At 59.2% G+C, this 24,216-nt stretch carries 22 protein-coding genes; 19 read left to right on the top strand and 3 right to left on the bottom strand.

Features of this window, described 5'->3' with window-relative positions; translation table 11 throughout:
• Nucleotides 1-67: 67 nt before the first annotated feature.
• Nucleotides 68-850 carry a PhzF family phenazine biosynthesis protein gene (locus AACY18_RS24370; protein ID WP_339433500.1) on the bottom strand — a complete coding sequence of 261 codons (783 nt, stop codon included), beginning with the start codon at nt 848-850 and terminating at the stop codon, nt 68-70.
• Nucleotides 851-945: 95 nt separating this feature from the next.
• A complete protein-coding gene (gene ybaK, locus AACY18_RS24365; protein WP_339433501.1) occupies nt 946-1,416 on the bottom strand; it encodes a Cys-tRNA(Pro) deacylase in 471 nt (156 codons plus the stop codon).
• Between the two features lie 361 nt (nt 1,417-1,777).
• Between ybaK and AACY18_RS24360 the strand changes: the two genes are divergently transcribed.
• The 4 genes from AACY18_RS24360 (at nt 1,778) to glpD (ending at nt 6,891) form a co-directional block, all read left to right on the top strand.
• Nucleotides 1,778-2,629, top strand: coding sequence for an MIP/aquaporin family protein (locus AACY18_RS24360; RefSeq protein WP_210703427.1), 852 nt, complete (start codon nt 1,778-1,780; stop codon nt 2,627-2,629).
• 77 nt (nt 2,630-2,706) lie between these two features.
• Entirely contained in the window at nt 2,707-4,209 is a 1,503-nt protein-coding gene (gene glpK, locus AACY18_RS24355) for a glycerol kinase GlpK (protein WP_339466340.1), read from the top strand.
• Nucleotides 4,210-4,304: 95 nt separating this feature from the next.
• The gene (locus tag AACY18_RS24350) at nt 4,305-5,060 is read left to right on the top strand and encodes a DeoR/GlpR family transcriptional regulator (protein ID WP_007916700.1); all 756 of its coding nucleotides are present in this window, start codon (nt 4,305-4,307) and stop codon (nt 5,058-5,060) included.
• A gap of 295 nt (nt 5,061-5,355) precedes the next feature.
• Nucleotides 5,356-6,891, top strand: coding sequence for a glycerol-3-phosphate dehydrogenase (gene glpD / locus AACY18_RS24345; protein ID WP_339466339.1), 1,536 nt, complete (start codon nt 5,356-5,358; stop codon nt 6,889-6,891).
• Nucleotides 6,892-6,980: 89 nt separating this feature from the next.
• On the opposite strand, the gene AACY18_RS24340 is transcribed toward glpD, so the two are convergent.
• Nucleotides 6,981-7,868 (bottom strand): LysR family transcriptional regulator, encoded by an 888-nt coding sequence (locus AACY18_RS24340; protein ID WP_339433503.1) that lies wholly within the window; start codon nt 7,866-7,868, stop codon nt 6,981-6,983.
• Nucleotides 7,869-7,973: 105 nt separating this feature from the next.
• Here AACY18_RS24340 and AACY18_RS24335 point away from each other — a divergent pair, with 105 nt between their 5' ends.
• The 15 genes from AACY18_RS24335 (at nt 7,974) to AACY18_RS24265 (ending at nt 24,211) form a co-directional block, all read left to right on the top strand.
• The gene (locus AACY18_RS24335) at nt 7,974-9,341 is read left to right on the top strand and encodes an MFS transporter (RefSeq protein WP_339466336.1); all 1,368 of its coding nucleotides are present in this window, start codon (nt 7,974-7,976) and stop codon (nt 9,339-9,341) included.
• Entirely contained in the window at nt 9,322-9,738 is a 417-nt protein-coding gene (locus AACY18_RS24330) for a DUF4440 domain-containing protein (protein WP_339433505.1), read from the top strand. The genes AACY18_RS24335 and AACY18_RS24330 overlap by 20 nt, the downstream gene beginning before the upstream one ends.
• A complete protein-coding gene (locus AACY18_RS24325) occupies nt 9,735-10,667 on the top strand; it encodes a flavin reductase family protein (protein WP_339433506.1) in 933 nt (310 codons plus the stop codon). The genes AACY18_RS24330 and AACY18_RS24325 overlap by 4 nt, the downstream gene beginning before the upstream one ends.
• Nucleotides 10,668-10,680: 13 nt before the next feature.
• Nucleotides 10,681-11,979, top strand: a complete 1,299-nt coding sequence (locus AACY18_RS24320) for a Rieske 2Fe-2S domain-containing protein (protein ID WP_339433507.1) — start codon at nt 10,681-10,683, stop codon at nt 11,977-11,979.
• Complete coding sequence (locus AACY18_RS24315) at nt 11,960-12,445, top strand: aromatic-ring-hydroxylating dioxygenase subunit beta (RefSeq protein ID WP_339466334.1); 486 nt, start codon at nt 11,960-11,962, stop codon at nt 12,443-12,445. The genes AACY18_RS24320 and AACY18_RS24315 overlap by 20 nt, the downstream gene beginning before the upstream one ends.
• A gap of 19 nt (nt 12,446-12,464) precedes the next feature.
• Nucleotides 12,465-14,174, top strand: a complete 1,710-nt coding sequence (locus tag AACY18_RS24310) for an NAD(P)/FAD-dependent oxidoreductase (protein ID WP_339433509.1) — start codon at nt 12,465-12,467, stop codon at nt 14,172-14,174.
• Between the two features lie 31 nt (nt 14,175-14,205).
• On the top strand, nt 14,206-15,540 hold the full coding sequence (locus AACY18_RS24305; RefSeq protein ID WP_339466332.1) for an amidase family protein: 1,335 nt from the start codon (nt 14,206-14,208) through the stop codon (nt 15,538-15,540).
• A 160-nt stretch (nt 15,541-15,700) separates the two neighbouring features.
• Nucleotides 15,701-16,960: a tryptophan permease gene (gene mtr / locus AACY18_RS24300; RefSeq protein ID WP_339433511.1), complete on the top strand. Its 1,260-nt coding sequence runs from the start codon at nt 15,701-15,703 to the stop codon at nt 16,958-16,960.
• 263 nt (nt 16,961-17,223) lie between these two features.
• Nucleotides 17,224-18,138, top strand: a complete 915-nt coding sequence (locus AACY18_RS24295) for a glutamate/aspartate ABC transporter substrate-binding protein (RefSeq protein ID WP_339433512.1) — start codon at nt 17,224-17,226, stop codon at nt 18,136-18,138.
• Nucleotides 18,139-18,332: 194 nt separating this feature from the next.
• Nucleotides 18,333-19,079: an amino acid ABC transporter permease gene (locus tag AACY18_RS24290; protein WP_221732107.1), complete on the top strand. Its 747-nt coding sequence runs from the start codon at nt 18,333-18,335 to the stop codon at nt 19,077-19,079.
• Nucleotides 19,079-19,750, top strand: coding sequence for an amino acid ABC transporter permease (locus tag AACY18_RS24285; RefSeq protein ID WP_339433513.1), 672 nt, complete (start codon nt 19,079-19,081; stop codon nt 19,748-19,750). The genes AACY18_RS24290 and AACY18_RS24285 overlap by 1 nt, the downstream gene beginning before the upstream one ends.
• Entirely contained in the window at nt 19,747-20,481 is a 735-nt protein-coding gene (locus AACY18_RS24280; RefSeq protein WP_339433514.1) for an amino acid ABC transporter ATP-binding protein, read from the top strand. The genes AACY18_RS24285 and AACY18_RS24280 overlap by 4 nt, the downstream gene beginning before the upstream one ends.
• Nucleotides 20,482-20,646: 165 nt before the next feature.
• Complete coding sequence (locus tag AACY18_RS24275) at nt 20,647-22,548, top strand: sensor histidine kinase (protein WP_339466330.1); 1,902 nt, start codon at nt 20,647-20,649, stop codon at nt 22,546-22,548.
• Complete coding sequence (locus AACY18_RS24270; RefSeq protein ID WP_339433516.1) at nt 22,545-23,873, top strand: sigma-54-dependent transcriptional regulator; 1,329 nt, start codon at nt 22,545-22,547, stop codon at nt 23,871-23,873. Before AACY18_RS24275 ends, AACY18_RS24270 begins: the two co-directional genes overlap by 4 nt.
• Complete coding sequence (locus AACY18_RS24265) at nt 23,873-24,211, top strand: GlpM family protein (RefSeq protein ID WP_339433517.1); 339 nt, start codon at nt 23,873-23,875, stop codon at nt 24,209-24,211. The genes AACY18_RS24270 and AACY18_RS24265 overlap by 1 nt, the downstream gene beginning before the upstream one ends.
• The last annotated feature ends 5 nt before the right edge of the window (nt 24,212-24,216 follow it).

Raw genomic sequence — 24,216 nt, 5'->3', positions numbered from 1 at the left:
ATTCAGCACGAGTGTTTGCTGATACACCGCCTTCGCGAGCAAGCCCGCTCCCACATTGGTTTTTGTCTTAACCCAGGCGCAGTGTGCCGCTCGCCACCAGCGTCGCATGACCGCCAATCTTCACCCGCTCACCTTCCAGCCGACAGAACAACTCCCCGCCCCGCGCCGAACGCTGGCATGCGGTCAGGCTCGATTTGCCCAATTTCTTTGACCAGTATGGAATCAAGCTGCAATGGGTCGAACCAGTCACCGGGTCTTCATCGATACCAATCGCTGGCGCAAAGTAGCGCGAGACGAAATCGTGTTGATTGCCGCGAGCGGTGACGATCGCACCCAACCACGGCAGCTTGGCCAGCGCGACCCTGTCCGGCTTGCAATCCAGAACGGCCTGCTCCGACTCCAGCACCACAAACAGTTCACTGGAACCGAGCACATCCAGCGCCTCGACTCCCAGCGCCCGCTCGACATCCTGCGTCACACCAATCTCGCAAGGCTCGATCGACGGGAAGTCCAGCCACAATCGCCGCCCCTCACGACTGACACTCAGCGGCCCGGACTGACAGACAAAATCTAGGCGTTCGGCGGTTTCCTTGTAAATTTCGAATAGCACATAGGCACTGGCCAACGTGGCGTGACCGCATAACGGCACTTCGGTGGTCGGGGTGAACCAGCGGATATGCCAAGCCTGACCTTCGCGTACCAGAAACGCAGTTTCCGCCAGATTGTGTTCGGCGGCGATTTTCTGCATCAACTCGTCCGCCAGCCAGGCGTCGAGCCGATAAACCATCGCTGGATTGCCACTGAACGGCCGATCACTGAACGCGTCGACCTGATGAAACTCGAGCTGCATAACCTTCTCCCTCAGTCCGTTGATCGAGCATGCAACTGACACCTGATCCGCGCCAGTGACAGAACCGGCCAATTTTCTTCATACAGTGCAAATGGTCATGCGCGGCCGATGTCGGCAAATGTGGCCTGGGTATGTTCGGCCAACGCGGCAGGCGCCAACTCGACCTCAAGCCCGCGTCGGCCGGCACTGACGTAAAGGGTCGCAAACCCCTGAGCCGAGCGGTCAATAAAAGTGCGCAAGCGTTTCTTCTGCCCCAGAGGGCTGATGCCACCCAACAGATACCCCGTAGAACGCTGTGCCGCCACCGGGTCGGCCATTTCGACTTTTTTGACACCGGCGGCGTGTGCCAGACCTTTTAGATCGAGACTTCCGACGACCGGCACCACGGCGACCAGCAATTCACCCTTTTCAGTGGCGGCCAGCAGCGTCTTGAACACCTGCGCAGGCTCAAGCCCCAGTTTTTCTGCGGCCTCCAGCCCGTAAGACGCGGCTTTGGGGTCATGTTCGTAACTGTGCACGCGATGTTCGGCACGAACTTTTTTCAACAAGTCCAACGCAGGGGTCATGACAGCTCCAGGCTCGGCAGTGACAGAAAAATCCTGCGCAGAATTCTAGGCCATCGCCGGCGAAAAGGCTCTAGCACAAGTCACGTTTCCCATGGCCTGCAGGCGAACAACCGAAAAAACTTCCATCCTCCAAATAGGATCATTCACCGCACTGATAGTTTTATTGTGACCAATGGTTCACTTTCGACCTTTGACAGGTTTGTTTCTTGTCTATATTTTTTCGAATCTGAATAATGTAAGAATTATGATCACGGCAGCACCCAGCAGCAGACCGAGAACAGGATGGGGATCCCGCCTCGGTGAAAATCGCGCCTTGCCCTGTCGGCAGTGCGCCAGACAACAACAAAAATCGAGGTTTTCAATGACAACTGCGTTACAGCAACCATCGCTTTCAGGCCAATGCATGGCCGAGTTCCTGGGCACTGCACTCCTGATCTTTTTCGGTACTGGTTGTGTCGCCGCGCTCAAAGTCGCGGGCGCCAGCTTCGGACTGTGGGAAATCAGCATCATCTGGGGCGTCGGCGTGAGCATGGCGATCTACCTCACCGCCGGCGTTTCCGGTGCGCACCTGAATCCGGCGGTGAGCATCGCGCTGACCATCTTCGCTGACTTCGAAAAGCGCAAACTGCCGTTCTACATCCTTTCGCAGATTGCCGGCGCCTTCTGCGGCGCGCTGTTGGTTTACACGCTGTACAGCAATCTCTTCTTCGATTTCGAACAAACTCATCAAATGGTGCGTGGCTCGGCGGCCAGCCTTGAGTTGGCGTCGGTGTTCTCCACCTTCCCGAACCCGGTGCTGTCCACCGCCCAGGCATTCTTGGTCGAGATGATCATCACCGCCATCCTGATGGGGGTGATCATGGCCCTGACCGACGACAACAACGGCCTGCCAAGAGGCCCGATGGCGCCGCTGCTGATCGGTTTGCTGATTGCGGTGATTGGCAGCTCGATGGGCCCGCTGACTGGCTTTGCGATGAACCCGGCCCGTGACTTCGGTCCGAAGCTGATGACTTTCTTCGCCGGCTGGGGTGAAATTTCCTTCACTGGCGGCCGCGACATTCCGTACTTCCTGATTCCGATTTTTGCACCGATTGTCGGTGCCTGCCTCGGCGCTGCCGGGTATCGCGGGCTCATCGCCCGCCACCTGACCGGCGCCACACCTGCTACAAAGGATGCAGAACCGGCCATTGACGGCAAACCAAGAACTTCTTGAAACAGTCGGCGCAGGCTCCTGCCCAATAGAGCCTGCGCCAAGGCCCACTCTCCCTTTTTTCGTCCAAGGCAATCGACATGACCGACATTGAGAATAAGAACTACATCATTGCCCTCGATCAGGGTACGACCAGCTCCCGCGCGATCATTTTCGACCGCGACGCGAACGTGGTCTGCACCGCGCAGCGCGAATTCGCCCAGCATTACCCACAAGCCGGTTGGGTTGAACACGACCCGATGGAAATCTTCGCCACCCAAAGCGCAGTGATGGTTGAAGCGCTGGCTCAGGCTGGCTTGCATCACGATCAGGTGGCTGCCATCGGCATCACCAACCAGCGTGAAACCACCGTAGTCTGGGACAAGACCACCGGCCGCCCGGTGTACAACGCGATCGTCTGGCAGTGCCGCCGCAGCACCGAGATCTGTCAGCAGCTCAAGCGTGACGGCCACGAAGACTACATCCGCGACACCACGGGCCTGGTCACCGACCCGTACTTCTCCGGCACCAAACTGAAGTGGATCCTCGACAACGTTGAAGGCAGCCGCGAACGTGCGCGCAACGGCGAACTGCTGTTCGGCACCATCGATAGCTGGCTGATCTGGAAATTCACTGGCGGCAAGGTTCACGTCACCGATTACACCAACGCCTCGCGCACCATGCTCTTCAACATCCATTCGCTTGAATGGGATTCGAAGATGCTGGAGATCCTCGACATCCCGCGCGAAATGCTGCCGCAAGTCAAAGCCTCCTCGGAAATCTACGGTCGCACCAAGAGCGGCATCGCCATCGGCGGTATCGCCGGCGACCAGCAAGCGGCACTGTTCGGCCAGATGTGCGTCGAGCCGGGCCAGGCGAAAAACACCTACGGCACCGGTTGCTTCCTGCTGATGAACACCGGTGACAAAGCGGTGAAATCCAAGCACGGCATGCTCACCACCATCGCTTGCGGCCCGCGCGGCGAAGTGGCTTACGCGCTCGAAGGCGCGGTATTCAACGGCGGTTCCACCGTGCAGTGGCTGCGTGATGAACTGAAGATCATCAACGACGCCCACGACACCGAATACTTCGCCAATAAAGTCAAAGACAGCAACGACGTGTATCTGGTGCCAGCCTTCACTGGCCTGGGCGCACCGTACTGGGACCCGTATGCCCGTGGCGCCCTGTTCGGTCTGACCCGTGGCGTGCGCGTGGATCACATCATCCGTGCCGCGCTGGAGTCGATTGCCTACCAGACCCGAGACGTGCTCGACGCCATGCAGCAGGACTCCGGCGAACGCCTCAAGGCCCTGCGTGTGGACGGCGGCGCAGTTGCCAATAACTTCCTCATGCAGTTCCAGGCCGACATCCTCGGCACGCAGGTCGAGCGCCCGCAAATGCGCGAAACCACTGCCCTGGGCGCTGCCTATCTGGCGGGTCTGGCGTGCGGTTTCTGGGGCAGCCTGGACGAACTGCGCGGCAAAGCGGTCATCGAACGCGAGTTCGAACCGAGCCTGGACGAAGTGGCAAAAGAGAAACTCTATAAAGGCTGGAAAAAAGCCGTCAGCCGTACCCGTGACTGGGAACGCGAAGACGCTGAATAAGACAGTCTCGGGATCCTTATAGGGTTCTAACTGGTAGGGAGCGGATTCCTGCGGCATCATGGGCAAATTTTGCACGGCAGCCCAAAGGAAGCCCCATGAATCTGCCTCCCCGTCAGCAGCAAATCCTCGAACTGGTCCGCGAACGCGGCTATGTGAGCATCGAGGAAATGGCCACGCTGTTCGTTGTTACCCCGCAAACCATTCGCCGCGACATCAATCAGCTCGCGGAAGCCAATCTGCTGCGTCGCTACCATGGCGGCGCCGCCTATGACTCCAGCGTCGAAAACACGGCTTATGCGATGCGCGCCGATCAGATGCGCGATGAAAAACAACGCATCGGTGAAGCCATCGCCGCCCAGATCCCCGATCACGCCTCGCTGTTCATCAACATCGGCACCACCACCGAATCGATTGCCCGCGCCCTGCTCAATCACAACCACCTGAAAATCATCACCAACAACTTGCATGTGGCGTCGATGCTCAGTGCCAAGGATGACTTTGATGTGTTGCTGACGGGCGGCAATGTGCGCCGTGACGGCGGGGTTGTCGGTCAGGCGAGCGTGGATTTCATCAATCAGTTCAAGGTCGATTTCGCCCTGGTCGGTATCAGCGGTATCGACGAGGACGGCAGCCTGCTCGACTTCGATTATCAGGAAGTACGGGTTTCCCAAGCGATCATCGCCAATGCGCGGCAGGTGATCCTGGCGGCGGACTCCAGCAAATTCGGGCGCAATGCGATGATTCGGCTCGGCCCGATCAGCCTGATTGATTGCCTGGTGACGGATCAGCAGCCAGTGCCAGCGTTGGCGCAGTTGCTGAGTCAGCACAAGATTCGCCTGGAAGTCGTTTAACCCCTCAAATATTCATCGGCTGTACCGACGCCTTCGCCAGCCAGCCCGCTCCCACCTATGGAATGCGCTCCCCTTGTGGGAGCGGGCTGGCTCGCGAAGAGTCCCTCACAAACAGCACATCTGCCGCGCTCTTGCGCACATTTGATGTTCGAATATCTTCTTTTAACCGCCCTTCGATGAGTTTTTTCAATCGAAGTCGACTGGCTGTACGCGTCTTTATGAGCTACCATTTTCGAAAATGAACATTAATGTTCGATTTCCAATACAGAAAATCAAAAGAGCCCGAGGCCAGCCGATGTCAACATCTACCTTGCGTACGCCCCCTATCTCTGAGATCTACGACCTCGCCGTCATCGGTGGCGGGATCAATGGGGTCGGGATCGCAGCGGATGCCGCCGGTCGCGGTCTCTCTGTTTTCCTTTGCGAAAAGGATGACTTGGCCAGCCATACCTCGTCGGCCAGCAGCAAGCTGATCCACGGTGGTCTGCGCTACCTCGAACATTACGAATTCCGTCTGGTGCGCGAAGCACTGGCCGAGCGCGAAGTCCTGCTGGCCAAGGCGCCACACATCGTCAAGCCGATGCGTTTCGTGCTGCCGCACCGCCCGCACCTGCGTCCGGCGTGGATGATCCGCGCCGGTCTGTTCCTGTATGACAACCTGGGCAAGCGCGAAAAGTTGCCAGGTTCTAAAAGCCTGAAGTTCGGCGCCGACAGCGCACTGAAAAGCGAAATCAAAAAAGGCTTTGAGTACTCCGACTGCTGGGTCGATGACGCTCGCCTGGTTGTTCTGAACGCCATGGCCGCCCGGGAAAAAGGCGCCCACGTCCACACCCAGACCCGTTGCGTCAGCGCCCGTCGCGCCAAAGGCTTGTGGCATCTGAACCTGGAGCGCGCCGACGGGAGCCTGTTTTCGATCACCGCCAAAGCGCTGGTAAACGCTGCCGGCCCGTGGGTCGCCAAGTTCATTCGTGATGACTTGAAGATGGAGTCGCCGTACGGCATCCGTCTGATTCAGGGCAGCCACATCATCGTGCCGAAACTGTACGAAGGCGAACATGCGCACATCTTGCAAAACGAAGATCAGCGCATCGTTTTCACCATTCCGTACCTGAACCATTTCACGCTGATTGGCACCACCGACCGCGAGTACACCGGCGATCCAGCCAAAGTGGCGATCACCGAGGGCGAAACCGATTACCTGCTGAAAGTGGTCAACGCCCACTTCAAGAAGCAGATCAGCCGCGACGACATTCAGCACAGCTATTCGGGTGTGCGTCCGCTGTGCAACGACGAATCCGACAACCCGTCGGCCGTGACCCGCGATTACACCCTGGCGCTGTCCGGCAGCGGCGAAGAAGCACCGTTGCTGTCGGTGTTTGGCGGCAAGCTGACCACCTACCGCAAACTCGCCGAGTCGGCGATGGCGCAGTTGATGCCGTTCTTCACCCAGATGCGCCCGAGCTGGACGGCGACCGCTACCCTGCCCGGCGGCGAAGACATGACCACCCCGCAGGCCTTGAGCGCACTGATTCGCGACAAGTTCGACTTCGTGCCGACTGAAATCGCTCGTCGCTGGTCGACCACCTACGGCAGCCGCACCTGGCGCATGCTCGAAGGCGTGGAAACCTTCGCCGACCTGGGCGAACACCTGGGTGGCGGGCTCTACACCCGTGAAGTCGATTACCTGTGCAGCGAAGAGTGGGCGACTACCGCGCACGACATTCTGTGGCGCCGCAGCAAGCTGGGGTTGTTCACCACTGCGGCCGAGCAGGAGAAACTGGCGGCGTATCTGGGCAAGGTCGAGCACAATGGCAAGATTGAAGCGGCCTGATCACTGATCATCGCTTGAACGGAAAAGCCCCTGAATCGTGAGATTCAGGGGCTTTTTCTTTTCTACGGATCGGGCGCTGACCAGCGAGGTCAGCGCGCCAGATGCAACAACAGAAAATCAATAAACGCCCGCGACTTGTGCGGCAGGTGCGGGCTGTTGGGGAACACCACGTTGATCGATTGCGAAGGCAGTGCGTACTCAGGCAGTAAACGCACCAGACGCCCGCTGGCGATGTCATCCTCGACCACCCACACCGGCAATACCGAAACCCCCAGCGACGACAGCGTCATCGAACGAATGGCCGTGGAGGAATTCGACTCGAAGTGATTGATGCCGTTGATCTCGACGCTTTGCCCTTGCCCGTCACGCAGGCTCCACTGTGTCGGTGCCTGCAGATTGCTGTTGGCGATCCACGGCACATTGTTCAGAGCCTGTGGCTCATTCACCGGATAACGAGCGAGAAACCCTTCGCTGGCGACCAGCACAATTTCGTAATCCGCCAGCTTGCGGCTCTTGAATGCCGAGTCTGCCAAGTTGCCGAGGCGAATCACCAGATCGAGTTTTTCCGCCACCAGATCATTCAATGAAGAATTGAAGTTGTAGCACAAGCGAATTTCCGGATAGCGCTCGGAGAACAATGGGATCAACGGCAGAATATACTTTTCGCCATATTCACTCGTGGAACTTATGCGCAACTTACCGGAGACACGATTATTACCCTTCAATACGTTATCGAAGGCATTATCGATGTCCGCGACTATTCCCTTGAACTCTTCATAAAAGTCCTGACCAATTTCCGTCAGCGATATATTGCGCGTATTGCGAATAAGCAATGTCGCAGACAAAACCTCTTCCAGCGCCTTGACATGCAGGCTGGCCATGGCTTTGCTGATACTCAGGTAATTGGCGGCCTTGGTGTAAGAACCAAAATCAACCACCGCGAGAAACGTCTGAACCCGATTAAGATGAGAGTGCATGGCGCTATGGCTCACTGTTAAATCCTGTCAAACATTGTTTTAAGCATAGTCGTATCGACACTTCAAGTCCACCGCCCCTATGCTGCGCGGCAAAGGGGATACAACATGAACTATCGCTATAAAATCGCGCTGATTTTTTTGATCGGCTTTTTTATTGACTGCATTAATATATTCATGTCGGCTGTGGCATTGCCCAGTATCTCGGCAACTTTGCAAGTCAGTACTTCGTCTGTGGCCTGGGTCGCCAATGCTTATATTCTCGGCCTGACCCTGATTATTCCAGTGAGCACCTGGCTCGCGGGCCGCTTCGGCAGTCGCGAGATTCTCACCGCCTCGATGCTGGTATTCACCGGTTCCGTATGGATGTGCGGTTTGTCCGACAGCTTCCATGAACTGGTGATCTGGCGTTTTATCCAGGGCATCGGCGGCGGGCTGCTGATTCCAGTGGGCCAGGCGCTGACGTTCAATCTGTTTCAGGGCGAGCAGCGGGCAAAAATCTCCACGCTGGTCATGGCAGTGGCACTGATCGCCCCGGCCATTTCGCCCACGGTCGGCGGCATCATCGTCGATAGCAGTTCCTGGCGCTGGGTGTTCTACAGCAACATCCCGTTCTCGTTGATCGCTGCCGGGCTGTCGTGGTTCTGGATCAAGGAAAGCAAACCCGCCAGCCTGCCCCGCCCGGACATCAAAGGCCTGTTGCTGGTCAGCGCAGCACTGGCCAGCCTGCTGATGGGCATGTCGCTGTATGGCGGCGACTACCCGGCAGCGGCCGCGATCGCCTGCTTGGTCGCGGGCCTGATATTCATCGCGCTGTACCTTGCGCACTACCGTAAATCCAGCAACGCAATCATCGAACTGAGCCTGCTCAAGAGCAAAAAACTCAGCACTTCGATCTTCATCTATTACGCGATTCCGGGGGTGTTCACCGGGGTCAACCTGATGAGCATTTTCTTCCTGCAGAACACCCTGCACTTCAGCGCCCGGCTGACCGGGATGTTCATGATCCTCTATGCCATCGGCGCATTCATCGCGATGACGATCTGTGGCCGGGTCTACAACCGGGTCGGCGCCAAACGCCTGTTCATCCTCGGCATGCTCTTGCACAGCGCGGGCATCGCCACGCTGATGCTGGTGAATGCGCCGACGGATCTGTGGGTAATCGTGATTGCTTACAGCCTGATGGGCATCGGTGGCGGCATCGGCGCCAACACCGCGCAAACCACTTCGCTGATGGATTTTGCCGGCGGCGACACGCACAAGGCCAGCGTGATCTGGAACATCAACCGGCAAATGTCGTTCAGCCTCGGTGCCGCGCTGTTTCTGATGATCTTCAACCTGCTGCTCAAGCAGTTCGACACCACGGCGGCCTATCACGCGACCTTCGCGATTGCGGCGCTGGTCGGGCTGTTCCCGCTGTTTCAAATGAGCCAATTGAACCCTCCAAAGGAATGTCATGAACAACAACCTGGTTGAACAAGCGCAACACAGCATTCACCACGTGCATGAACTGATTCATCGCGTGTTTACCGATACCGACGGCACGGGCGAAGCCAGCGTGGAACCGCTGATGGCGGTCTTCGCCGAGCACTTCAGCATGGTCACCACCTCAGCCGCGGTGGTCGGCCGGGCGCAGGTCGAACAGTTGTTCAAAGGTGCAATCGGCGCCCGTAAAGGCCTGGAAATCCTGATCAGCGACCTGCATACGGTCTGGCACGAAGGCGCGACAGTAGCGCTACGCTACAAGGAAACCCATCGCCTGAACCAGGTTGAAACGTCGCGCATCTCGGTAGCGATCCTTTGCGTTCAGCACCACGACGTCCAATGGTTGTACCTGCACGAAACGCCAATCAGCCCGGTAAAGCCCGCATGAAATACACCGTCACCCAATGCCGGATGCTGTCGGCGTCGATCAAGGAAATAACGGTCAGCGGCCCGGCCACCCTGGCCGCCATGAGCCATGCCGGGGCGCATTTCAAGTGGTTGATCCCCGGGCTGAGCGACTGCCGTCACTATTCGACGGTACATCTGGATGAGGCCGCCGACGGCAACTTCACCTTTGCTATCCGCCTCTCGCCGGATTCCGCCAGCAGCCGCTACATCGGCGCTCTGGCCGTGGATGACTGCGTGGAACTGGAAGGCCCGTTCAACACCTTCAACTACCCGCTCGACGCCAGCACCGGCCGCGATATCGCCATTGCCGGCGGTATCGGCATTACACCGTTGACCGGCATCCTGCGCCATCTGCATACGCTTGAGCGAACGCCGCTCCTGCACTACTTCGCGAAAAGTGCCGATGACGCCGCTTACGCCGAACATCTGCAAGCTCAGTTGCAGGAGCGCATGCAGTTGCACCTGTCCGGCAGCCGCCCGGCGATCAATCAACTGCTCGCCGACCTCGACGCCGACGACCGTCTCTATGTCTGCGGCCCGACTTCGATGCTCAACGAAATCTTGAGCCATGCCGAAGCCGTCGGCCTGGCCCGTGAGCGCATCCATCTTGAGGTGTTCAACGTTGCCCGCAACGATGCCGCACAAGGCTTTGTGATCGACGCGGCCGACTCTGGCGTTAGCGTCGAAATCGGCCCTGAGCAAACGCTGCTCGAAGCCCTGGAAGCGGCCGGGCTCGATCCGTTGTACGACTGCCGTCGCGGCGAATGCGGCGTCTGCGCACTGGACGTACTGGAAGGCGAAGTCGACCACCGCGACTTCATCATGAGCGAACAAGAAGCTGCCTGTAGCGCACGGATCTATCCCTGTGTTTCACGGGCGAAAAGCCCACGCCTGAAGCTGGCGATCTAAAGAGGACACCCCGTTGGACAACTACTTCAATGGCAGAGAAGTGCATAAATCTCTGTACCTTGATCAGTCACTCTTCGAACAGGAACAACAGCGGGTTTTCGCCGCGAGTTGGTGTTACCTGGGTCACGACAGCCTGATCCCCGAAACCGGTGACTACTTCACTACCACCCTCGCCCAGCAGCCGCTCGCGATGGTGCGCCAGAAGAACGGCGCGATCGTCGTGCTGCACAACCGCTGCCCGCACAAGGGCGTGAAAGTCCTGGCCGAGACTCGTGGCAATGTCGGGCGTTTCATGCGCTGCCCGTACCACGCCTGGACGTTCAAGACCGACGGCGAGTTGTTGAGCATTCCGGTAAAAAAGGAATACGACGACTGCGACCTCAGCAGTTGTTCCGCGCACAAGGGCATGCGCAACGTGGCGGCGGTGCATAACTATCGCGGCTTCGTGTTCGTGCGTTTGACGCAAGAAGGTATCGGCTTCGACGAGTTCTTCGGCGAATCGCTGTCGACCCTCGACAACATGGTCATGCGCTCGCCGCGGGGTCAGTTGAAAGTGATCGGCCAACCGCTGCTGCACCGCCATCGCTGCAACTGGAAAATGGTCGTCGATAACCAGACTGATACCTGCCATCCGATGATCGCTCACGAGTCCTCGGCGGGCGAAGCGATTCGTCTGTGGAAGGAAACCGGGGAACAGGGCAAGCCGCCGATGGCCGTCGAACTGTTCTCGCCGTTCATGGCTTCTTACGAGTTTTTCGCCGGTATGGGCATTCGCGTCTGGCCCAACGGCCACGGGCACACCGGGGTCAGCAACTCGATCCACAAGGCTTACACCGATATTCCCGGTTACTGGGAGTTGATGGTCGACAGCTACGGCGAAGACCAGGCCCGGGCGATCCTCGACGACACCCGGCATAACACCGTGTACTTCCCCAATCTGATGGTCAAGGGCCCGATCCAGACGCTGCGCGTGATCAAGCCGGTCAGCGCCCGGGAAACCATCGTCGAATCGTGGATCTTCGAACTGCAAGGCGCGCCCGTGCAGTTGCTCGAAAGAACCGTGCAATACAACAACCTGATCAACTCGCCGTGCTCGATGGTCGCCCACGACGACGTGGAAATGTACGAGCGGGCGATGGAAGGCCTGGGCAGCGATGCCAACGAATGGGTCAACGTCAGTCGCTTGTTCGAACCCAATGAAACCTACGAGCAGACCCAGGTGGTGTCCGGCACCAGCGAAATGGCGATGCGTAATTTCTATAACAGTTGGCAGCACTTGATGCGGGGCGACCATGCGACACGATCCATCTAATCAACACGCCATCGAGCAACTGATCGAGACCGAACTGCACCTGCTCGACCAGCAGGATTTCGACGCCTGGCAACAATTGCTCAGCGACGACTACACCTACTGGATCCCCATGACCCGCGAGCAACGCAGCCCGTTGCATGAATCATCGCTGGTGTATGAAGACCGCTTTCTGACCACGCTGCGCATCAATCGGCTGGCCAATGCGCGCAACTTTTCCCAGCAGCCCAAGAGCCGCAGCCTGCACATCGCCCAACGCCCGCGCATCACCCTGGATGAATCGTCGTACAGCGCCGTCGCCAGCAGCAACATGCTGTATTGCGAAGCCCGTGGCGACAGCGAATGGCATTACCCGGTGACCGTCGAACACCAACTGATCAATATCGATGGCACCTGGAAAATCCACGGCAAAAAGATCCTGTTGCTCAACCCCGCACGCGCCCTTGAAAGCCTGCAGCTCATTATCTGATCGACCGAGAATCCCCCCTGTGAACCCTACTTCCAAAGGCTCCAACCAGGCGTCCGCGTGCCTGTCTTTTCCCTATGTCGATCTGCTGTATGACTACGGCCAGTTCCTGCGCAATGCCGAAGAAGCCATCGGTTACCTGCCAGTGGAAACCGCCGAGAAACACATCGGTATCGTCGGTGCCGGCCTGAGCGGGCTGGTCGCCGCCTACGAATTGCTGCGCTCGGGTGCACGCCGCGTCACCTTGTTCGAAGCCGAACCGGAACACGTCGGCGGTCGCCTGCTGACCCAGTGCTTTGACGAAGACCAACCGCAATTCATCGCCGAAATGGGCGCCATGCGCTTCCCGCCCAGCGAAGTCGGACTGTTCCATTACCTCAACCGCTTCGGCATCGAAACCACCGAAGCGTTTCCCGATCCGGGCGTCGTCGACACAGAAATCCACTACCGTGGCGAGGCCCATCACTGGGCTGCGATGCAACCGCCGCCGGCCTTGTTCAGCACCGTACACCAAGGCTGGAACGCATTCTTGCGCGAAGGCGTAACACTCGATGACGGCAGCAGTCTCGCACCGCCGCTGCTGCTGACTGAATTGCTCAAGCAGCACAACTACTGCGAAGTGCAGCCGGAGTGGCAGCGCTATCTGGATTGCTTCGGCGACAGCTCGTTTTACTCGGCGATGGTGCGCATTTTCACCGGCAACAATCCGCCCGGCGGCCGGGCGTGGCGCAAGCCGGAAGACTTTCACCTGTTCGGTTCGCTGGGGATTGGCTCGGGCGGTTTCCAGTCGGTGTATCGCGCCTCGTTCACGGAAATCCTGCGGCTGGTGGTCAATGCCCTGGAGGTCAATCAACGCCTGGTGCCCAACGGCATCTCGGCGCTGGCCGAACTGATCGCCGACACCTCGTTCAACGGTATTCAGGTACGCGACATGATCTGTCGCACGCGCATCGAATCGATCAACAAAGGCCCGGACGGGCAAATCCTGCTGGCTGGCAGCAACGGCGAAACCTACGCCTGCGACCGGGTGATTACCACGACCACGACCCGCGCACTGCAAGTCAACCTCAAGCTCACGCAGAACCAGGCCTTCGTCAATCGCGACGTGGCGCGGGCAATCAATGAGACCCATATGGTCGGTTCGTCCAAGTTGTTCATCCTTACCAAGGACAAGTTCTGGCTCAAGCACGGCCTGCCACAAAACATCCAGACCGACACCCTGGTCAAAGGCGTGTATTGCCTGGACTACGCACCGCAGGACCCGGAATCCTGGGGCGTGGTGCTGATCAGTTACACCTGGGAAGATGACTCGCACAAAATGGTCTCGATGTCCGACAAAGTGCAGCGCTGCCTGCGTCTGGTCGATGAGCTGGCGATGAGTGCACCGGAATTTGCCAGCCATCTGCTGCCGCTCGGTGGCGACTACCAGCGCTACGTTCTGGAATACGACTGGCTGACCGACAAGCATGCGCTGGGCGCCTTCAAGCTGAACTTCCCCGGCGACGACATTTATTCCGAACGCCTGTTCTATCAGTTCCGCACCGCGCTCGATCCGAATCAAGACACCGGGTTGTACCTGGCCGGTTGCGGCGCCTCGTTCACCGGCGGTTGGGCCGAAGGTGCGATTCAGACGGCACTCAACGGTGCCTGCGCAGTGATCAGCAGCCTGGGTGGCGACTTGATTGCCGGCAACCCGCTCGATGACCTGCACTCGCAGTATCGCTACTGCTGAATCCGCCCCTTTCAATCGCCGAGACACATTCATGTACAGCCAGCTTTCTATTGAAGCGCTCGTCAACGGATTCCGCAGTGGCCAACTCTGCCTGGACACCTGGCAGCAAGCGCTGCGCGATCGTCATGCGATGGCGCAACACCTGAACAGCTTCATCACCTTCGACCCGGCGGCGCTCAAGGCCGATGGGATCGGGCGTGACAGCGCACTGTTTGGCCTGCCCGTGTCGTTCAAAGACAACATCAACGTCAGCGGCATGCCGACCACCGCTGGCACCCCCGGCCTGTCCGATTACTTTCCGCAGCACGATGCGGGCATCGTCCAGCGCTTCAAACAATTGGGCGCACGGGTCGTGGGCAAGAACAACATGCACGAACTGTCGTTCGGCGTGACGTCGGCCAACCATACCCATGGCGCCGTGATCAACCCTGCCAACGAGCGCCACAGCGCCGGCGGCAGCAGCGGCGGTTGCGCCGCCGCTGTCGCCGCCGGGCTGGTGCCGTGCGCGGTCGGCACCGACACCGGCGGGTCTGTGCGTATCCCGGCAGCGTTCTGCGGGATCGTCGGTTTCCGCCCGACCACCGGGCTATATCCCGTAGACGGCATCGTCCCGGTGTCGCAGACCAAGGACACCTCGGGCCTGCTGACCCGCACCGTGGAGGACTGCCAGTTTGTTCACCGCCACCTCACCGGTAACCGTCCCGTCCGTTTGGCCGATGATCGGCCGCTGCGCATCGGCATCCCGGAACGTTTCCTGTGGGCCGACCTTGAAGATAACGTGCAACGCGACTGCCGCGCCGCGATCGACAGCCTGGCCGATCGCGGCGTGAGCATCGTGCCGGTCGACGATGCCCTGATCGGTGAAATCAACGAAGCCATTCAGTTTCCGTTGCCAATCTATGAGTTCTTCATCGACTTCCCTCGTTTCCTCATGGGGCAAGGGCGTGGTGAGCAGTTCCTCGACATCCTCGCGCAGATCCGCGATCCGGCGATCAAGCGGATTCTCACCGCCCAACTGGAAAGCCCGGCGATCTCCTACACCGACTACGTGCAGGCGTTGATGAGCAAGCTGCGCCTGGAAAAGGAATACCGGGCGTTGTTCGGCCAGCACCAACTGGACCTGCTCGCCTACCCTACCGTTGCGTGCAGCGCGCCGTTGCTCAGCGATTGCTCGGACGAGAGCAATTTCGAGACCTTCGTGCGCAATACCGACCCGGCGAGCAACCTGGCGGCGCCGAGCATCAGCATTCCGGTCGCCCGCGCCGGTTCGTTGCCGGTGGGGTTGTCGTTCGATGCGCTGCCGGGGCAGGACGACTTCCTGTTGGCGAGCGTGCGGCTGCTGACGCACCTGCTGAACATCGTTTGAATCGCATCGTGCACAAAACCCTGTGGGAGAGGGCTTGCCCGCGATGGCGGCGGATCAGTCAACAGAGACGTTGAATTCGATGGCCTCTTCGCGGGCAAGCCCGCTCCCACAGGGGTCGTGTTAGCCGTACCTATAACAACTCAAATTGCAGGCCCTTGCCATGCGCGTCACTTCAATAGCTTCCCTTCCCGCTGTCGAACGATCACCTTCAATCCTTGGCGGTGCCATGATCATCGGCGGCACGATCGTCGGCGCGGGCATGTTTTCGTTGCCGGTGGTCATGTCCGGCCTGTGGTTTTACGGCTCGGTGGCGGTCCTGCTGTTCGCCTGGTTCTGCACCCTGCATTCGGGCCTGATGATCCTCGAAGCCAATCTCAACTACCGCGAAGGTGCGAGTTTTTCCACCATCACCCGGGATCTGCTCGGACGCCACTGGAACCGGCTGAACGGCCTGAGCATTGTCTTTGTGCTCTACATCCTGACCTACGCGTACATTTCGGCCAGCGGTTCGGTGATTCGCCATACGGCGCAATCAATGGGCCTGGATCTGTCATCGCGTGTCGGCGGTCTGGGCTTCACGCTCTTGGTGGCGTTTATCGTCTGGCTCAGCACCACGGCAGTCAGCCGCATGACCACGCTGGTGTTCGGGGCAAAAATCCTCGCGTTCTTTCTGACCTTCGGCGGGCTGCTCGGCCATGTGCAAAGCACCACCCTGCTCAATCTCGATAGCGCCGACAGCCACTACTGGCCCTATCTGCTGGTCACCCTGCCCTTCTGCCTGACGTCGTTCGGTTTCCACGGCAACGTGCCGAGCCTGATGAAGCATTACGGCAAGGACCCACAGCGGATTCGCGCCTGCCTGGTCAGCGGCACGCTGATCGCGCTTGGCCTGTACCTGGTGTGGATGCTGTGCAGCATGGGCAACATTCCCCGGGACGGGTTCAAGGACATCGCCCGGCAAGGGGGCAATATCGACGTGCTGATCAGCGCATTGGGCGCGCGACTCAACAGCGCCAACATCGATCTGTTGCTGACCTTCTTCTCTAACTTTGCCGTGGCGTGCTCGTTCCTCGGGGTCACCCTTGGCCTGTTCGATTACCTCGCCGATGTGCTCGGTTTCGATGACAGCCCCATGGGCCGCCTGCAGACCGCCGCGGTCACGTTCCTGCCACCGATGCTGTGTGGGTTGCTCTGGCCCGAAGGGTTTCTTCACGCCATCGGTTTCGCCGGACTGGCCGCTACCCTGTGGGCGGTGATTACCCCGGCCTTGCTGGCCAGAGCCTCGCGCCAACGCTTCGGCAGCCCGCGCTATCGGGTCTGGGGCGGTACGCCGATGATCGTTTTGGTGCTGTTTTTCGGGGTGATCTGCGCGGTTTCGCACCTGCTGTTTGTTTTTGATTGCCTGCCGGTCTGGCGCTGAAGTGGCTGTATTCGGTTTTCCGAACGCGACCTTCCGGTCGATTCGGATAACCGGATCAGTTTTCCCGAATAACACCGACACAAAAACTTAATAACCAAGCAGATCAAGCAGTTAACCACTTTCGACTGGTTTGGCACGACTCATGCTCTACACTCTCGCGACGAATGTCTGTTGAGCCAATCCTTCAGGAGCCGTCAGGCATTCGAAGCACAAAAGGGCCGACGAACTGGCTCCATAAAAAAAACAATGTCGAGGAAAATTTGATGCGCATCGTTCCCCATATCCTGGGCGCAGCCATTGCTGCCGCTCTGATCAGCACGCCAGTTTTCGCCGCCGAACTCACCGGCACCCTGAAGAAAATCAAAGAGTCCGGTGTGATCACCCTGGGCCACCGCGACGCTTCTATTCCTTTTTCCTACATCGCTGATGCGTCCGGCAAACCGGTCGGCTACTCGCACGATATCCAAATGGCCATCGTCGAAGCGATCAAGAAAGACCTCGACCTTCCAGACCTGCAGGTCAAATACAACCTGGTGACCTCGCAAACCCGTATCCCGCTGGTGCAGAACGGCACCGTGGACGTCGAGTGCGGTTCCACCACCAACAACGTCGAGCGTCAGCAGCAAGTTGACTTCTCCGTCGGCATCTTCGAAATCGGCACCCGTCTGCTGTCCAAGAAAGACTCCAAGTACAAGGATTTCGACGACCTCAAAGGCAAGAACGTCGTGACCACCGCCGGCACCACGTCCGAGCGCATCCTCAAGTCGATGAATGCCGACAAGCAAATGGGCATGAACGTCATCTCCGCCAAGGACCACGGCGAGTCCTTCCAGATGCTGGAATCGGGCCGTGCCGTTGCGTTCATGATGGACGACGCGTTGCTGGCAGGTGAAGCCGCCAAGGCCAAGAAGGCGGCTGACTGGGAAGTGACCGGCACTCCACAGTCGTACGAAATCTATGGCTGCATGATGCGCAAAGGCGACGAGCCGTTCAAAAAGGCTGTCGATGACGCCATCAAGGCTACCTACGCCTCGGGCGCGATCAACACCATCTACAACAAGTGGTTCATGCAGCCGATTCCACCAAAAGGCCTGAACCTGAACTTCCCGATGAGCAACGAGCTCAAGGCCCTGATCGCCAATCCGACCGACAAAGCGGCTGACGACAAGAAGTCCTGATTTCTGACTAACCTTGTCCCCTGAAGAGGCACCTGCCTCTTCAGGGGATGGTCACTCCCTGCTGGCATTTTTTGGAAACACTCGAACCGGTGTCTGTCGAGCCGATCGCGTGTGCCTGACCCTCAGGATCAGGCCGGGAACGGAGTTTCCCCAGGCGGGCACTTGTACATCGATCGAATCGAGGGGAGACCCTAATGAATTACAACTGGGACTGGGGCGTGTTCTTCAAGTCCACCGGCGTGGGCAGCGAGACCTATCTCGACTGGTTCATTTCCGGGCTGGGCTGGACCATCGCCATCGCCATCGTCGCCTGGATCATCGCCCTGCTGCTGGGCTCGATCCTGGGCGTCATGCGTACCGTGCCGAACCGCATCGTATCGGGCATCGCGACCTGCTACGTCGAGCTGTTCCGTAACGTGCCGCTGCTGGTTCAGCTGTTCATCTGGTACTTCCTGGTACCCGACCTGCTGCCGCCGGATCTGCAAGAGTGGTACAAGCAGGACCTGAACCCGACCACCTCGGCCTACCTGAGTGTTGTCGTGTGCCTTGGCCTGTTCACCGCCGCGCGGGTCTGCGAACAGGTGCGCACCGGCATCCAGGCGCTGCCTCGCGGCCAGGAATCGGCCGCCCGTGCCATGGGTTTCAAGCTGCCGCAAATCTATTGGAACGTGCTGCTGCCCCAGGCTTACCGGATCATCATTCCACCGCTCACCTCGGAGTTTTTGAACGTGTTCAAAAACTCCTCCGTGGCCTCGCTGATCGGTCTGATGGAGCTGCTCGCTCAAACCAAACAGACAGCCGAGTTCTCGGCCAACCTGTTCGAAGCCTTCACCCTGGCAACGCTGATCTATTTCACCCTGAACATGAGCCTGATGCTGCTGATGCGCGTGATCGAGAAGAAAGTTGCCGTGCCCGGCCTGATCTCCGTGGGGGGTAAATAATGGAATTCGATTTCAGTGGCATCGTCCCGGCCATTCCCGGTTTGTGGAACGGCATGGTGATGACCCTCAAACTGATGGCCATGGGCGTGGTCGGCGGGATCATTCTCGGCACCATCCTGGCGCTGATGCGTCTGTCGCATAACAAGCTGCTTTCGAGCATCGCTGGCGCGTACGTCAACTACTTCCGTTCGATCCCGCTGCTGCTGGTGATCACCTGGTTCTATCTGGCGGTGCCGTTCGTGCTGCGCTGGATTACCGGTGAAGACACCCCGATCGGTGCGTTCGCCTCCTGCATCGTGGCGTTCATGATGTTTGAAGCGGCGTACTTCTGCGAAATCGTCCGGGCGGGTGTGCAGTCGATCCCCAAAGGCCAGATGGGTGCGGCGCAGGCACTGGGCATGACCTACGGCCAGATGATGCGTCTGATCATCCTGCCGCAGGCCTTTCGCAAGATGACCCCGCTGCTGCTGCAACAGAGCATCATTTTGTTCCAGGACACCTCGCTGGTTTACACCGTGGGCCTGGTGGACTTCCTCAACGCGTCCCGCGCCAGTGGCGACATCATTGGCCGTTCCAATGAGTTCCTGATTATTGCCGGTGTCGTGTACTTCACAATCAGCTTTGCCGCCTCGCTGCTGGTCAAGCGTCTGCAAAAAAGGTTTGCCGTATGATCTCCATCAAGAACATCAACAAGTGGTATGGCGACTTCCAGGTGCTGACTGATTGCAGCACCGAGGTCAAAAAAGGCGAAGTGATCGTGGTCTGCGGCCCGTCGGGTTCCGGCAAATCGACCCTGATCAAGTGCGTCAACGCGCTGGAACCGTTCCAGAAAGGTGACATCGTCGTGGACGGCACCTCCATTGCCGATCCGAAGACCAACCTGCCGAAGCTGCGTTCACGCGTGGGTATGGTGTTCCAGCATTTCGAACTGTTCCCGCACCTGACCATCACCGAAAACCTGACCATCGCGCAGATCAAGGTGCTGGGCCGCAGCAAGGAAGAGGCGACCCAGAAAGGTCTGCAACTGCTTGAGCGCGTCGGTCTGTCGGCCCACGCCCACAAGCACCCGGGGCAACTGTCCGGTGGCCAGCAACAGCGTGTGGCGATTGCCCGTGCGCTGGCGATGGACCCGATCGTCATGCTGTTCGACGAACCCACCTCGGCGCTCGATCCGGAAATGGTCAACGAAGTACTCGACGTGATGGTGCAACTGGCCAACGAAGGCATGACCATGATGTGCGTGACCCACGAAATGGGCTTCGCTCGCAAAGTGGCCGACCGCGTGATCTTCATGGACGCCGGCAAGATCATCGAAGACTGCCCGAAGGAAGAGTTCTTCGGCGACATCAAGGCCCGCTCCGAACGTGCGCAGCATTTCCTCGAGAAAATTCTGCAGCACTAAAAGCAACACACCGCTCCCCTCTGTGGGAGCGGGCTTGCTCGCGAAGAGGCCGGCACTTTCAACATTATCGTTGACTGACCCACCGCTTTGGCGAGCAAGCCCGCTTTCACACTGGATCAATGATGATCCTGAGATTTGTGTTGTGGTTGACCCAAGGCATCTGTGATGAAATGCGACCCCACTCTCTATCGCGCCGCGCCGCCATCACTTGCCGTGAAGCCCCGTCTGATTCGTCATTTGTTCCTGCCGCCGCTGGTCATCGCCCTGATGATCGGATTGGGTTACATCGGCTTCTGGACCAGTGAACACTTCGGTATCCGCAGCCTCGGCGAGAACGGCCAGCGTCAGCTAGAACTGCACGCCCGAGCAGTCGAAAGCGAGATCAGCAAATACACCTACCTGCCCAGCCTGCTGGAACTGGAAACCAGTGTCCCGCAACTGCTGGCCGACCCGACCCCGGAACATCGGCAAACGGTCAACCAATACCTTGAGGGCCTGAACCGGCGCAGTCGCAGTCGGGCCATCTACGTCATGGACACCACTGGCCGCGTCCTGGCCACCAGCAACTGGCGCGATGTCGACAGTTACCTCGGTGAAGACCTGTCCTTTCGCGCCTACTTCCAGAAAGCCGTTCGTGGCGAACCCGGACGCTTCTACGGGATCGGCAGCACCAACGGCGAACCCGGTTATTACCTGGCCCATGGCCTGGAAGAACACGGCAAGATCATCGGCGTTGCCGTCGTCAAAGTCAGGCTCGAAGCCATGGAAGAGCGCTGGCAACGGGCGCGCCTCGAAGCGTTTGTCAGTGACGAAAACGGCATCATCATTCTCTCCAGCGATCCGGCCCGACGGCTCAAATCGGTGGTACCGCTGAGCGATGAGACCAAGGAAAAACTCGCCCGCAGCCTGCAGTACTACTGGTTTCCGCTCAACGAACTGCAACCGCTGGCCCGGGAAACCCTGGCCGAAGGCGTGGAAAAACTCACGTTCCCGGCCAACAGTGAATTACAGTCCGATGACGAAAACATCAGTTATCTGGCACAGACCCGCCCCTTAAGCGATACACCGTGGAATTTCACACTGCTCACGCCGCTTCAGGATCTGCGCCGCGAAGCGATCAATCAGGGCATTCTGGTCGCCATCGCGTTTGCCTTGGTCGCCTTCCTGCTGATCGCCTGGAACGAGCGGCGCAAGGTCATCGCCACCCGCCTCGCAGCCCGCGAAGCCTTGCAGCAAGCCAACAATCAACTGGAGCGTCGGATTACCGAACGCACCGCTGACCTGCGCGCCAGCAACGATCGCCTCAAGAGCCAGATTCGCGAACGGCGTCAGGCCGAAGAGACGTTGCGCCGGGCTCAGGATGAGCTGGTGCAGGCGGGCAAACTCGCTGCCATCGGCCAGATGTCCACCAGCATCGCCCACGAATTGAATCAGCCACTGGCGGCCATGCGCACGCTGTCGGGCAACACCGTTCGCTTCCTTGAGCGCGGTCAACTCGATGTCGCCAGTACCAATCTCAAGACCATTAATGACTTGATCGATCGCATGGGCCGGATCACCGCCAGCCTGCGTTCTTTTGCCCGGCGTGGTGACAATCAGGGCCAGGCCAGCCTCGGCAAGGCCGTGGAGGCGGCCCTGCAATTACTCGGCGCACGCCTGGATAGCTCGGCGCTGCAACTGCATCGGCAGTTCAAAGATGTGCAGGTGCAGATCGACCAGACCCGTCTCGAACAGATTCTGGTCAACCTGATCGGCAACGCCCTCGACGCCATGCAAGCGCAGCCGCTGCCCAAGCTGTGGCTGGAGGGTGACGAGTTCAACGGAAAATATCGCCTGCGGGTGCGCGACAACGGCCATGGTGTCGACGCCCAAGTACGCAAGCATCTGTTCGAACCGTTCTTCACCACCAAACCGGGCGAGCAAGGCCTGGGGCTGGGCCTGACCCTTTCTGCCAGCCTCGCGGCCGCCACCGGCGGGCATCTGGGTGTCGAACACCCGGCCAGCGGTGGCACCACCTTCGTCCTCAGTTTACCGTTGGTAAGCCCTACTCCTGCCGAGCCAATATGAACCACGACCTTAGTGTGCTGATCGTCGAAGACGACCCCCATGTCCTGCTCGGCTGCCAACAGGCGCTGACGCTGGAAGACATTCCCTGCATCGGCGTCGGCAGTGCCGAAGAAGCCCTGGAGCGGGTCGGCGACAACTTCGCCGGGATCGTCATCAGCGACATTCGTCTGCCGGGCATCGATGGCCTGGAGTTGCTGACCCGTCTCAAGCAGCGTGACCGCAGCCTGCCGGTGGTGCTGATCACCGGCCATGGCGACATCTCCATGGCCGTCGGCGCCATGCAGAAAGGCGCCTACGACTTTATGGAAAAGCCGTTCTCGCCGGAGCGGCTGGTGGACGTTGCGCGGCGTGCGCTGGAGCAACGCAGCCTCGCGCGCGAAGTCTCGTCGCTGCGTCGGCAACTGGCCGAACGCGATTCCCTTGAAGGGCGGATCATCGGGCGTTCGCCAGCCATGCAAAACCTGCGCGAGCTGATCGCCAACGTCGCCGACACTTCGGCCAACGTCCTGATCGAGGGCGAAACCGGCACCGGCAAAGAACTGGTTGCCCGTTGCCTGCACGATTTCAGTCGCCGTCACAGCAAGCAGTTCGTCGCATTGAACTGCGGCGGTCTGCCGGAAAACCTTTTTGAAAGCGAGATCTTCGGCCACGAGGCCAACGCCTTCACCGGCGCCGGCAAACGCCGCATCGGCAAGATCGAACACGCTGACGGCGGCACGTTGTTTCTCGATGAAGTGGAAAGCATGCCGCTGCCGTTGCAGATCAAACTGCTGCGCGTATTGCAGGAACGCACCCTCGAACGCCTCGGTTCGAACCAGAGCGTGGCGGTGGATTGCCGGGTGATTGCGGCAACCAAGTCCGACCTCGATGAATCGAGCAAGGCCGGCGAATTCCGCAGCGACCTGTATTACCGCCTCAACGTAGTGACCCTGGAGTTGCCGCCACTGCGCGAACGCCGCGAAGACATCCTGCAACTGTTCGAACACTTCACCCAGCAGTCAGCCCTGCGTTTCGACCGTGCCCTGCCGGAACTGGACAACCAGACCCTGTCGAACCTGATGAGCCACGACTGGCCGGGCAACGTGCGTGAACTGCGTAACGTCGCCGAACGCTTCGCCCTCGGCTTGCCGGCCTTCAAGAAGTCCGGCGCCAGCAGCGGTAGCCAGGGGCTGACATTCGCCGAAGCGGTGGAAGCCTTCGAACGCAACCTGCTCAACGACGCCTTGCTGCGCAGTGGCGGCAACCTGACCCAGGCCAGCCTGGAACTGGGAATGGCCAAGACCACGCTGTTCGACAAAGTGAAAAAGTATGGGTTGAGCCACTGATGGATCTGCTACTGAAAGCGGCACTCGGCGCTGCCGTTGTCGTGATTCTGGCGGCGCTGGCCAAGACCCGAAACTATTACATCGCCGGCCTGGTGCCGCTTTTTCCGACGTTCGCCTTGATCGCGCACTATATCGTCGGCAAGGGGCGATCAATCGATGACCTCAAGACCACGATCGTGTTCGGCATGTGGTCGATCATTCCGTACTTCGTGTATCTGGCGACGTTGTATGTGATGGTCGATCGAATGCGCCTGGAGGCTTCGCTGGCGGTCGCGGCGGTGGCGTGGTTGATGGCAGCGACGGTGTTGGTGACCGTTTGGGTGCGTCTTCACAGTTAAGATCA

This window comes from Pseudomonas sp. EA_65y_Pfl2_P74, assembly GCF_963970575.1.
Lineage (GTDB): Bacteria > Pseudomonadota > Gammaproteobacteria > Pseudomonadales > Pseudomonadaceae > Aquipseudomonas > Aquipseudomonas baetica_A.
This window is presented reverse-complemented; position numbering and strand designations above follow the sequence as displayed.